This window comes from Bacillus fonticola, from assembly GCF_012955605.1.
Lineage (GTDB): Bacteria > Bacillota > Bacilli > Bacillales > JC228 > Bacillus_CG > Bacillus_CG fonticola.
Map to the genome: position 1 here is coordinate 2,631,866 of NZ_CP052135.1, position 12,490 is coordinate 2,644,355.

The window sequence follows — 12,490 nt, forward strand, 5'->3', positions numbered from 1 at the left end:
CACCTACCTCCACATATTTTTTAGCTATTTACGAGGCCCGTTCCCGAACACGTCCTAACGCTACAGTAAAAATGCCGAGCTCGTGATGCTCCCCTTTATATAGAGCACGTTGCGCAAAACGAAGCTCACCGTTCACGTCTTGTACTTCTAGTTTACAGTACGTTCGATTATGCTGCAAAGCTTCATAAAATTCTTGATCATTTTTAACCGGTACTCCATTGGCTTTGAGGATGACTTCCCCAATTTCAAGTCCCATCTTTTCGGCAGGAGAATCTGGCAAAGTATCGAGAATTAATAGACCTCTGTCCCGTTCCGTAAAGTATGGTGTCTTTTGTTGATCTGCAACGCGCACCCTTGCTGTCGCTAATTCTCTACCTATTAATGCAAAGCTCACCGCTGCAATCGCTAAAGCAGGAATCCAAAACGATCCGATGGCAAGTACCAGGACTAAGCCAGCCACTCCGACGATTTGTTTACCTAATAACAGAATCCCTGCTGCCGGGAGCAATGTTTGGAAGCGTTGTTTAGCTCCTAGCAAAAACGGCACACAGATGAGTGTGAACGACTCTTCTCCTACAGTTAATATGGGCCAGCCATCAATCGGTATTTGTACAAGTCCACTAGGAAGTAATAAAAAGGCAGGCACAAGACCGATTTGGGCAAAGTGATGCGTACCGATAAACTTTCCACGCTTTCCCTTTGTAATCATCGGTGTAGTCACTCGATGCTGCTGTCGTTTGACCCAGAATCCTTCTATTAATAGAAGAAGTCCTACAAGACCTGCAACTGACGTCAACGCAACATCTGAAGGCATGTCCACCGTACCTAGCCATGGCAACTCAATTTCAAGAGCGGCTAAGCCTAGTACCAGAAACGTCGCCATTCCAATTGAGTAGGCACTCGATGCTAACCTTTGTCCGAACAGGACGAGAGACAATAATGCGATCACCCCATACAGAGCGAGCCAAGCGGTCGTGAAAGAAGCACCTAAGCCAATAAGTACGACTGACACCAGCACCGTCCCTAGTAAACTCCCTTTCCATAACTGACGCCATTCATGAAGTACATCATACGCTGCACTTTGGAAGGAAAAGCGCTCTCTCCTCACACGAATCCATCCCGTCGCTATGACAAACACCACAGCTACCCAGGTCAATGGGTGTATAAAAAACAACCCGATCGCTTGAGCAATCTCCCAAAACCACTCCGTACCCGTCAATTGTCTCACCGCCCTTCTGTTGTCTTCCTTCTATTCTAGCAAAAAGCATGGAAAACGGCTCGTCTATTTTAAAAATTCCCTCTATAGTCTCCGTTACTTAGGGAAATTTGCATAGATGCACGTGTTTCTCAAAGAACCGTCCGCTGGCTTCATACTGTCTGCTTTCATAATTCCTTCCAACTCATATCCGCATGCCTCTGCAACGTGACGACTATTTACATTTTCCTCGTCGCATTGAATCTCCACTCGCCTCATGCCCAATTTTGCAAATGCAAATTCAGTTAACACCCGGACAGCTTCAGAAATATATCCGTTTCCTGCGTACTGTTGGTGTGCCCAATACCCAATTTCACATTTCGGTATATCCCACCTCACATAGTGAAACCCTGTTGAACCAACAAACTGGGCATCCTCTTTACGGTAAATATGTAACCGAAAGTCTTCTCTCTTCACAAACTTTGCATAGCTCTCCCGAATATTCGCTTCTACTTCGTCTAACACAGGACGTTCTTTCGCAAACGGCATCCACTCATGCAAAGCATCAAATGAATCCTCAATTGCCGCGTATACCTCCTCCCCATCCCCTGGCAAACACGGTCTAATATATAGTCTCTCAGTCTCAATTCGTTCTGGAAAGTCACGCAAAATAGGGCGCATGTACACTTCCTCCTTTAGTAGATTGTGAAAATTCTGGTTATCTTCATAATGTAGTCTAAGATATTAAATTTCAACTATTCTATCATAAGCAGTAAGAGACAGGAATAGGTGGATTCCATCAAATTGAAAAAGCCACTTTCGAATAAGAAAGTGGCCTCACTATCTATTTATTAGACGATAGTCTTTTCAAAGCCATTTGCAAAGGCAAATCATACGTTGGATCTTCCATTCGTTTCACAACTGTTTCCTGTAATACCTGTACTGTCTCCGCATCCAGTTCCCCTGTCTCTGTCAACTTATTCGCCGCTTGAAACGCTTTGACAGCTAGACTGGTTCCTTCATCGAAATATCCATCTTCGCGTCCTGGAGCAAACCCTAAACTTTTCAGAAGAAATTGCGCACGGGCGACTTGTTCGTTGTTCATGTCTTGCGTTAACGTTTTCTCCGCTTGGACGGGTTGAGCTTGGAAGATGTCATGAGCCTTCACCTGCACATCTGGTTCTATTCCTTCACTGTGAATCCAGTTCCCGTCCGGGGTGAGCCATTTATAGAGAGTTAGTTTAATATTGCTACCATCTCCCATCGGCACAGCTTGCTGTACAGTCCCTTTTCCAAATGTTTTTTCGCCGATGAGAGTATAATCTCCCGTCTCCTTTAAAGCCCCTGCAAGTATTTCGGATGCAGAAGCACTTCCTTCGTCTATTAAAAGAGAAATTGGATACGGCTTAGCCTCTTCATTGTCCGAGAAGTACTGCATCGTTTTGCCACTGCGCTCTTCGATTTGAACATAGGGCTTCTCATCCGTAACAAGCTCGTCTAAAATCTCTTGTACGCTAGACAACAGGCCTCCCGGATTTCCTCTAACGTCTAGAATCAGTCCGTCCATTCCACTGTCTTCTAAGTTCTTCAATGCGGCTGTGAAATCTTCTCCTGTTTTCTCAGAAAACGATGTGACCTCAAGGTATCCAATGGTTTTGCCATCTTCTTGGAACGTTTTTGAGTAAACTGTCTCAATCGGAATTTCATCGCGTTTTACTGAAAACGACAAATTCTCTTTGACACCTTCCCGCTCAATTGTTAGTTCGACATCTGTTCCCTGTTCACCACGAATTTTTGAAGTCACATCATACAAATCTTGCCCGGTCACGTCTTCTCCGTCTACCTTAACAATGCGGTCATTCGGCTTTAACCCTGCCTCTTCAGCTGGAGAATTTTTAAAAGGAGAGACAATGACGATATCCCCGTTTATCTCACTTACTTCAGCACCAATTCCCTCAAAGGAAGATTCTAACGTATTCGAAAATTGCTCTGCTGTCTCCTCGTTCATATAGACAGAATAAGGATCCTCCAGCTCCGTGAGCATTCCTTGAATGGCACCTTCAACTAATTTATCATTACCCACTTCGTTTACGTACCGATCATGGATTAAGTCATATGCTTGGGCAATTTTTTGTAGCTCTTGGTTATGATCTTCACCACTGGAAGCTTGCTCATTGTTTTCGTTTCCTTGCCCCGTATTAAGAGACCCTCCTCCAATAGAGTTCCCAGCATACCAGCCCCCAGAGCCTGCCAATACGGTGGCTGCTATGGTCGTTAGTGCCCACTGTTTTGTCTTCACATTGAAGCCCTCCTTCGTCCTATAGGCACTATATGAGGACGGGCCCTGGTTTATGCGGTTGGAAGAGGACTAAGTGTGCCAATCTAGAAGTATCTTAATTCGCCTAGATGAAACACTTATATTGTCATGTCTACATATAGTGAGGAATCTGAATTCTATTACATCTATTTGAAGAACTCTCCTGCATTAAAACACTAACGCATTCGCAGCCGGCACTCTACCATCAACTCGTGCTGCCTCCTTCTCAAAACCACCAAGTATCGGATACAATCTCGTAAACGGTAGTGCCGACTTCCATTCCTCTGCTCCTGCCGGCGTTGCATAGAGTACATACAGCTTCCACTGCTCTCCCTCTGCTTTCGGAACAAGCGTACCGCTTCGCAAATAGGGCGCTGGTAGTGACGGCCCGTGTGGTAAGAAGAGGGCGTATGGTCTAGCTGTCTCTACTTTATTTTCTTTTGGAACCGGTGGTGATGGCACGGCATCCTTTGGCAACTGAAGTACGTTAGTCAAATCTTCGACCATTGCGCTCGCCGTTGGATCACCGCCAGCTCCTGGTCCACGTAGTAGCAATGATCCTACTAAACTACCTTGTACCCTGACCGCGTTGTCCACCCCATCAATCCCATAAAAAGGATGATCCTCAAAAATGGCGCTTACAACAACTTCTCCTTGAATGCCTGTTTGGGTCGGCAACAGCTTACCTACGTGACGAAGCCGCAATCCGAGTGTAGCTGCTAGTTCGTGCTGCTCAGCGTCAATCTTTGTAATGCCTTCTCGTTCTACTTGCGACCAAACTGGCTGTTCGCCAAAGACCGTTTCCGAAAGAATCATTAGCTTATAAAACGCATCGTATCCTTCCACGTCATTCGTTGGGTCGGCCTCTGCATATCCTTTTTCTTGTGCTTCTCTAAGTACCGAGGTAAAGGACGAACCGTTTGTCCGCATCTCGCTTAGGATGAAGTTGGATGTTCCGTTTAGGATGCCTTCGAGCTCAATTACCTCATTGACACGAAGCAGTTCTCGTAACGTGCGCATTACCGGAATTCCCCCAGCAACGCTTGCCTCATACCCAACGTATACACCTTTTTCCTCAGCAAGAGTACGTAGCGCCCTCCCTTTTGGCGCAAACATCACTTTGTTCGCCGTAACTACGTGGCATCCGTGCTCGATCGCTCGTTTCAAATACGTGTAGGCTGGTTCTTCTCCGACGATCGCTTCCATCACAACATCCACGTCCCGCTCTTTTAAGACCCGCTCCAAGTCGTGCGTCACTAAAACGCCTGCATGTACACGCCGTTCAATGTGAGGCTGGCGCACGACGATCGCAACGACGCGTACGGGACGACCGAAATGGGCTCGCAGGCGATCTTGGTGTTTATATATAGACCGGTAAATTCCTTGTCCGACGGTGCCAAACCCGAGCAAGGCAATTTGTAATGGTTTCATCTGCGCTCTCCTCCTTGTCTAGTGTGTACTCTCTTTTAAAGATGACTAATTAAGCTGTTATCGATCAAATCAACGTTTTTACACATCAAACCAGCTTGTTCGTCCATTATATTTCCATCTCCATCCAATAAATCTATCTTTTCCGCGTCATTCAGCCACTAAGCTGGTTCTCCTCTTTACACACACTTTTCTCCAAGGCTTCCGACACAAAATGGCCCCATCTCTCAAACTCTACAAGAAATCCGTCGTGTCCAAAAACAGTGTCTACTAAGTGAAACGTTCCATGATCGACTGCTTCCGCAAATGCCTGTATTTCTTCTGGTGGGTAAACAAGATCTTGCGTGTAACCTACGCATATGACGTTTGCGGTGATGAGAGTCGCGGCCTCTTGCCATCCGCCGCGTTCGCGTCCGATGTCATGGCTGTTCATCGTGTCTAACAATCGTACATAGCTGTTGGCATCGAATCGTTTTTGTAGTTTGTTGCCTTGGTATTCCAAATAGGATTCAACCGCATAAAACGGGAGTCCCTCATCATTCGCTTCTTCTTGCAAATGGCGCTGAAACCGTTCTTGAAAAAGAGCTCCTGATCGATACGTCACCATCCCAAGCTGTCTCGCAATAGAGAGGCCTCGCAAATTTTCATTGCCTTCATACTCGCCACCTCGAAATGCTGGATCAAGAAGAATTGCTTCCTTTGCCAAATGGTTAAAAGCGATGCCGTATGCAGAGAAGGCGGGTGTCGACGCCAACAACACCAATCGTTCTACAGTAGTAGGATACATAGTCGCCCACTCCACAGCCTGCATGCCTCCGAGTGAGCCACCGATGACCGCATGAAGCGTTTCAATCCCGAGTTTTTGCAATGCTCGTTTTTGCGTATGAACAAGGTCGCGAACCGTCACGTTAGGGAAATTGCCTCGATATGGAGTCCCTTGAGGAGATTGCGACGTAGGACCCGTCGAGCCTGCACAGCCCCCAAGTACGTTAAAGGTAATCACCTCATATTTTGTAAGATCAATAGATTTCCCTTCCCCGATCAAACCGCTCCACCAACCCGGCTCTTCACTAGTCCCGACCGTCTGATGCGTACCTGTCAGCGCATGACAAACGAGGACAACCGGAGCACCCTCACGTCCCACTCGCTCATAAGCTAACGTAACGTCAGGAAGGGTAGCGCCATTTTCTAGTACGATCTCTCCTATCGAAACCATTCCCTCAACGTTGTAACGAAAGTTTTTCAAGCTCAAGTCGCTTCAACTCTCTTCGCAAAATTTTCCCACTAATTTTCGTTTTCGGGAGAGACGACACGATTTGAATTTCTCGTGGTGCTGCGTGCCCGGCGAGGTGAGTTTTCACGTATCGATAGAGCTCTTCCTTCAAGCTTTCTGATTCTTCGTAGCCGTTTCGCAATACTAGAAACGCTTTGACGATTTCGCCACGAACAGGATCAGGCTTGCCGATCACACCAGCTTCTGCGACAGCAGGATGGGAGATGAGTGTACTCTCGACCTCAAATGGGCCAATTCGTTCTCCGGAAGAGTTGATCATGTCATCGCTTCGTCCTTGGAAGAACACGTACCCATCATCGTCTTGTCGTGCCAAATCTCCAGACACATACCAACCTTCAAATGGAAAATACGATTGGAATTTTTCTTCGTTTCGCCATACTTCCTTCATTAGAGCAGGCCAAGGAGCTTGAACGGCGAGGTGCCCGATCTCCCCTCTTGGCAATTCGTTCCCTTCGTCGTCTAATACAGCAACAGTAATGCCAGGAATCGCCCTACCCATCGAACCAGGCTTAATGGGTTGGGATGGTAAATTGGCTACGAGCTGAGCACCTGTTTCTGTCATCCACCACGTGTCATGAATGCGTAGGTTAAACGCCTTTTGTCCCCAGTAAATCACTTCAGGATTGAGGGGCTCTCCGACGCTCATAATGTGCCGAAGTGAGCTCAAGTCAAATTGATTTGTCAGCTCAGCACCTTGTGCCATTAGCATCCGGAACGCGGTCGGTGCTGAGTACCAAACCGTGACGCCAGTCTTCTCCAACGCCTGATACCAGCCTTCCGCAGTAAACCTTCCACTAACGATGACAATTTCCACACCGTGTAGCAAAGGAGCAAACACGCCGTACACCGTTCCTGTCACCCAGCCTGGATGTGCTGTGCACCAGTACACGTCATCTTCTCGTAAGTCCAACACCCATTTGCCTGTTTGGTATTGCTGAATCATCACTCGGTGTGCGTGGACGATCCCCTTTGGTTTGCCTGTTGATCCGCTTGTGTAATGAATGTTCAGACCAGAATCTAAAGACACCCAGCGCAAAATGTGAGGGTCTCTTTCCCCAGCTGCCAGTTCGCTCGGTAGCGAGAAAATTCCTTCCGCCTCGTTCGTCTTCTTACCATCTGTTAAAAATACGTGAGACAAGGCAGGTAATTCACCACGAGGCACACGCTTATAGAATGCCTCATTTGTAATTAAATACTTCCCTTCACAGTCGTTCATCCGATCGCGTACACCGTCCTCCATAAATGCCTCGAACAAAGGGGCTACGACTGCACCTAGCTTGATAGCAGCTAGCATCGCTACATATACACTTGGTTCTTTCGGTAGAAATACGAAAACAAAGTCGCCTTCTTGCACTCCGCGATGAGCCAAAACCGTCGCAAGATGATCTGTTTCCTCTTTTAATTGTGCATACGTTGTCGTTGTTTCTCGACCATCATCAGCAAGAAATCGCAAAGCAATGCGGTCTCCTTTTCCGTTTTCCACGTGTCGATCCACGCATTCGTGTGCCATGTTCACGTTCCCGGTAGAATACCAATTGAATTGCGTATGCACGTCCTCCCAGCGAAACGTCTCGCGAGTGTTCTCGTAATCTTGTAGTTGGAATTGTCCAGCTAATGGTGGGATAGATGTCGTCATCGTTACTTACTCTCCTTTTGCAAACGAAGCGTCGCTAAGATGTAGGCTTTTTGTTTTGCAAGTTCTTCACTACTACGAACCCGTGGTCTTTTTTGGTTGACCCGAATTTCTTCGTACAATGTTCCCGGCTGCCCTTGAAGAATGAAAATACGATCACACAAATAAAGAGCTTCATCAATATCGTGTGTCACAAGCACCATCGTCGTTTCACGTTCCTGCCAAATGTCTAACAGTAAATCTTGGAGCTGCATTTTTGTAAACGCGTCGAGTGCACTAAATGGTTCGTCTAACAATAATAGGTTCGGTTTTGTGATTAGGGCTCTAGCAATAGCAACACGTTGTGCCATACCACCAGATAAGTCTTTCGGGTAGTGCCCTTCAAAGCCTTCTAGTTGAACGATGCGTAGCAATTGCTGAACACGTTCTTTCACATCAGGTGTCGCTTTTAGTCCAAACGCCACATTATCAAATACCGTTAACCACGGCATAAGTCTTGGTTCCTGAAAGATCATGCCGATTTCTGGTGAGACAGTTCGATGAGGCTTACCAAGTAGGGTCATCTCACCTTCAAAGGCTGGATCAAGACCTGAAAGAACACGCAACAGCGTGCTCTTTCCACATCCACTTGTGCCAAGTATGCCAATGATCTCTCCTGTACCTGCAGAGAAGCGAACATTCATAAAACCTGCAGCGCCATCTGAAAAAGTACGCGATACGTTGTTGATGGTGAGCATAACCGTGTCCCCTTTCTACCTTTGATACTCGTAGCGGTCTTGCCAATGAAGAGCTCGATATTCTAGCAATTTTAATAGAGAGTCCGTAATCTTTCCTAATAGCGCAAACAAGACAATAGATGCAATAACCGTCTCAGGAGAATACGTATTTTGACCGAAAACAAGCAAGTACCCGAGTCCTTCACTAGCTCCCATCAGTTCTGCCGCTACGACGAACATCCAACCTAGACCTAAACCGCTTCGGATCCCGACTAGAAACATCGGTAGCGCTGCTGGCAATACAACATTCTTTGTCATTTGAAATTTTGAAAATCCGTACATTTTTCCGACCTCAATGAGCTTTCGATCAACGCCTTGAACACCAGAGACGATATTTAAGTACACCGGGAAGAATACACCAACAGCGATAAGTGTCACTTTAGACGGTTCACCAATTCCCATCCATAAGATGAAGAGGGGAACCCATGCTAATGATGGAATAGATCGGAAGGCTTGAATGAGCGGGTCCACAGCCTGTTCCACAATCTTCACTGTTCCGACGATCGAGCCTATAACTACTGCGCCTATAACACCGAGTACGAATCCTACGATGACTCGGTACATTGTAATCCAAGTGTGCCCCCATAAAGTGCCATCCTGTGCCATTTCCACCGTTTTTTCTACTACTGTAGTTGGCGCCGGTAACTGGTATTCGGGGAGTATTCCTAATGACGAACTCCCTTGCCAAAGCGCTATAAGAACAACAGGAAGAATCCAACCAATCCAAGATGAGGAGCGTGAAGACTTTTGTTTTTCGACCGTTTTTGTTTTCTTTAGTTCGCGTGCAACTTGCACCCGTTCGGTTTTACTCAACATCGTTTCGCCCTCCCCTCTACTGTCCTACAATGTCTTCAGTGAAGGAAGGATCGAGTAATTCATCTACTGTCTCTCCTACATTCACATCCGCTGGGATAACCTCTTGTGCTTGCAACACGTCACCTGCTGCTAACAGTGCTTGTCGTACATCATCATTTGGAACGATATTCGAAAAGTCGTTTCGCTCCATACTTTTGTTCGCAACTTCCACACTTAAATCAGCCGACTCTGCAAGGATACTAGCCGCTTCTTCAGGGTTTTCAAGTGTCCACGTTCGAGCTTGCTCATATGCCGCAAGTACTACATCCACGTAGTCTGGATAGGCTTCTTTGAATTCATCCGCTACGTTTAATGTTCCATACGTGTTAAATTCCGTGTTTCGATAAAATAGTTTGCCATTGGAATCCAATTCCACACGAGCCATGTGCGGGTCAAGTCCTGCCCACGCATCCACTTGATCATTTAGCAATGCTTGTGCGCCGTCACTATGCTGCAAGTTCACAATCTCAACATCACTAGCAGACAATCCAGCTTCTTGTAGTGCCTGTAATAGGAAGATATACGGATCCGTTCCTAATGTTGCGGCTACTTTAGCACCTTTCAAATCTTCTACAGACGAAATCTCACTGTCTTCTGTTGTGACCAACGCTGTCCACTCAGGCTTTGAATACAAGTACACGCTGGAGATGGGAGCTCCTTGCGCTTTTGCCATAAGGGCTGCCGCGCCTGCTGTTGAACCGAAATCGACGGAGTTAGAATTTAAGAATTCGAGTGCTTTATTGCTTCCCTGACTGAGCACCCACTCAACTTCAATCCCCTCATCTGCTAGGGCATCCTCTAAGTACCCTTTCTCTTTTAACACGAGACTTGTTGGTGAGTAATACGCATAATCCATTGTGATTTTGTCTGGTTTTCCGTCTCCACTAGCTTCACCGGAGCAACCTGCTAAAGTAATAAGCAAGAGAATAAATCCGATTCCTAAACCAAAACGTTTCATCATGATTCCCCCTTGTTTGCAATTCATGGATATAAGGCTAAAATCGTGACGTCCTAGTAATGAATCTCTACTAAAACCGTTCCGTCCATGGCGCAACCTCGAGCCACTCACGTCCGTGGGCGAACGCCTTTTTGACCCACATCGTGTGGGCCTAAAGATAGAGTCCTCCTCTATTAAAGGAGGACTCTTCCCATCTAATCATTACAGTTCACAAGCAAATGTAATAATCGATCCTCTGAGTCTTTGTGCTTCTTTATATGTGCAACGGTTATGCACGACATCAAGTCCTGCTGATTTTGCAATTTTTGCTGCTTCTGGAGAAATAACTCCTTCTTGTAACCAAAAGATTTTTGGCTTGACTTCCGCCGCTTCCTTCGCAATTTCAATCGCCGCCTCCGGACTGCGGAATACTTGCACGATATCAATTGAAAATGGAATGGAGCGCAAATCCGGGTAGGCTGTTTCTCCGAGTACTTCTGTTTCTCTCGGATTGACTGGAACCACTTTGTAACCGAGTCGCTGCATTTTTCGTGCCAGTCGGTGACTTGGACGTGAAGGATTGCTGCTAAGTCCCACGATCGCTAACGTTTTTTGGCGTTGAACTTCTTCACCATCGTGTACTTCTCGCTCAGTAGGGGATTGAAGTGCCCAGCGAATGACTCCTTCATCGTTGACAACCACTTCACCTTTCGTTTCACCTGTTACCGAAGTTCCTGTTGCCTCAAAAATGGCGCGGTCCAAATCGTTTTGTAAGTCTTCTACAGATTCAATGCCTACAGACAGACGAATGAGTTCTTCTGTGACGCCTGTTAACGTTAACTCTTCAGCACTTAGTTGTTGGTGAGTAGTGGACGCGGGGTGAATAATGAGTGACTTCGCATCCCCCACATTCGCGACGTGTGACCAGAGCGCAACGTTATCAATAAGCTTGCGACCGGCTTCCCTTCCGCCCTTAATTCCAAAGTTGACAATCGATCCGTAACCGTTTTGCAAATATTTATCAGCAAGCGCTTTAGACGGATGATCTTCTAATCCTGCATAATTGACCCACTCCACTGCCGGATGGTCAACGAGGTATTGTGCTAACTCTTTTGCATTGTCATTATGCTTTTGTACTCTTAAATGCAAGGTCTCAATCCCTTGTAAAAGAAGGAATGCATTTTGTGGACTTAAACAAGCTCCAAAATCACGTAACAGCTGCACGCGAAGTTTCGTACTAAAAGCTAAAGTACCAAAGTCTACCGCGTACCGAAGACCGTTGTAGCTTCTATCTGGCTCTATGAAATTCGGAAACTTCTCAGAATTCCAGTTGAAGCGGCCACCATCGATGACAACACCCCCGATGGCCGTACCGTGACCACCGATCCATTTAGTAGCGGAGTGGACAACGATATCTGCGCCCCATTGCAACGGTTTGCATGTATACGGTGTGGCAAATGTGTTGTCAATAATAAGCGGAATCCCATTCTCGTGGGCGATGTCTGCAACGGCTTCTACATCCAGCACGTGCAAGCTTGGGTTTCCGATAATTTCTGAGAAGAACCCTTTCGTCCGATCAGTAATAGCTTCTCGGAAGTTTTCTGGATCAGTTGGATCTACAAACTTCACTTGGATTCCGTAACGTGGCAAAGTAACCGCGAACAGGTTGTATGTACCACCGTACAGGTTCGTCGCAGCGATAATTTCATCGCCAGCACTTGCAATGTTCAAAATCGACAATGCAATCGCGCTCATACCTGAAGATGTGGCCACAGCTGCTACCCCGTCTTCTAAGAGCGCCATTCTTTTTTCGAACACATCAACGGTCGGGTTCCCGATACGAGAATAAATGTTGCCAGGCTCATCCAGTGAGAATAAGCTTTGAGCGTGCTCCGTGTTGTGAAAAACGTAGGAGGTAGTTTGATAAATAGGTACCGCTCTTGATCCTGTCGTCGGATCTGGCGATTGACCTCCATGAAGTAATACCGTTTCCAAGTTGTACGTGTCAGTTGATCTTGTCATGTTTGATCGTCTCCTTTATATTGAGTTTTCCGA

The 12,490-nt window shown here is 46.5% G+C and carries 10 protein-coding genes; all 10 read right to left on the reverse strand.

Annotation, left to right across the window (positions count from 1 at the left end):
• Positions 1–28: 28 nt before the first annotated feature.
• Positions 29–1,228, reverse strand: a complete 1,200-nt coding sequence (locus HHK01_RS13070) for a PDZ domain-containing protein (protein ID WP_170008186.1) — start codon at positions 1,226–1,228, stop codon at positions 29–31.
• Positions 1,229–1,312: 84 nt separating this feature from the next.
• Positions 1,313–1,876, reverse strand: a complete 564-nt coding sequence (locus HHK01_RS13075; RefSeq protein ID WP_170008187.1) for a GNAT family N-acetyltransferase — start codon at positions 1,874–1,876, stop codon at positions 1,313–1,315.
• A 163-nt stretch (positions 1,877–2,039) separates the two neighbouring features.
• The gene (locus tag HHK01_RS13080; protein ID WP_228027571.1) at positions 2,040–3,494 is read right to left on the reverse strand and encodes a S41 family peptidase; all 1,455 of its coding nucleotides are present in this window, start codon (positions 3,492–3,494) and stop codon (positions 2,040–2,042) included.
• A gap of 186 nt (positions 3,495–3,680) precedes the next feature.
• The gene (locus HHK01_RS13085; RefSeq protein WP_170008188.1) at positions 3,681–4,943 is read right to left on the reverse strand and encodes a homoserine dehydrogenase; all 1,263 of its coding nucleotides are present in this window, start codon (positions 4,941–4,943) and stop codon (positions 3,681–3,683) included.
• 151 nt (positions 4,944–5,094) lie between these two features.
• Entirely contained in the window at positions 5,095–6,186 is a 1,092-nt protein-coding gene (gene metX, locus HHK01_RS13090) for a homoserine O-acetyltransferase MetX (RefSeq protein ID WP_228027572.1), read from the reverse strand.
• Positions 6,161–7,870, reverse strand: a complete 1,710-nt coding sequence (gene acsA / locus HHK01_RS13095; protein ID WP_170008189.1) for an acetate--CoA ligase — start codon at positions 7,868–7,870, stop codon at positions 6,161–6,163. The genes metX and acsA overlap by 26 nt, the downstream gene beginning before the upstream one ends.
• Before the next feature lie 2 nt (positions 7,871–7,872).
• Positions 7,873–8,604 (reverse strand): ABC transporter ATP-binding protein, encoded by a 732-nt coding sequence (locus HHK01_RS13100; RefSeq protein ID WP_170008190.1) that lies wholly within the window; start codon positions 8,602–8,604, stop codon positions 7,873–7,875.
• 15 nt (positions 8,605–8,619) lie between these two features.
• Positions 8,620–9,459, reverse strand: a complete 840-nt coding sequence (locus HHK01_RS13105; RefSeq protein ID WP_170008191.1) for an ABC transporter permease — start codon at positions 9,457–9,459, stop codon at positions 8,620–8,622.
• A gap of 16 nt (positions 9,460–9,475) precedes the next feature.
• On the reverse strand, positions 9,476–10,459 hold the full coding sequence (locus HHK01_RS13110) for an aliphatic sulfonate ABC transporter substrate-binding protein (protein WP_170008192.1): 984 nt from the start codon (positions 10,457–10,459) through the stop codon (positions 9,476–9,478).
• A gap of 198 nt (positions 10,460–10,657) precedes the next feature.
• Entirely contained in the window at positions 10,658–12,457 is a 1,800-nt protein-coding gene (locus HHK01_RS13115; RefSeq protein WP_170008193.1) for a PLP-dependent aspartate aminotransferase family protein, read from the reverse strand.
• Positions 12,458–12,490: the final 33 nt, after the last annotated feature.

What these genes read in the sequence shown, in the direction of transcription:
- HHK01_RS13100 (WP_170008190.1), bottom strand. Translation starts at nt 8,604, where the DNA reads ATGCTCACCATCAACAACGTATCGCGTACTTTTTCAGATGGCGCTGCA.
- acsA (WP_170008189.1), bottom strand. Translation starts at nt 7,870, where the DNA reads ATGACGACATCTATCCCACCATTAGCTGGACAATTCCAACTACAAGAT.
- HHK01_RS13085 (WP_170008188.1), bottom strand. Translation starts at nt 4,943, where the DNA reads ATGAAACCATTACAAATTGCCTTGCTCGGGTTTGGCACCGTCGGACAA.
- HHK01_RS13075 (WP_170008187.1), bottom strand. Translation starts at nt 1,876, where the DNA reads ATGCGCCCTATTTTGCGTGACTTTCCAGAACGAATTGAGACTGAGAGA.
- HHK01_RS13115 (WP_170008193.1), bottom strand. Translation starts at nt 12,457, where the DNA reads ATGACAAGATCAACTGACACGTACAACTTGGAAACGGTATTACTTCAT.
- HHK01_RS13105 (WP_170008191.1), bottom strand. Translation starts at nt 9,459, where the DNA reads ATGTTGAGTAAAACCGAACGGGTGCAAGTTGCACGCGAACTAAAGAAA.
- HHK01_RS13110 (WP_170008192.1), bottom strand. Translation starts at nt 10,459, where the DNA reads ATGATGAAACGTTTTGGTTTAGGAATCGGATTTATTCTCTTGCTTATT.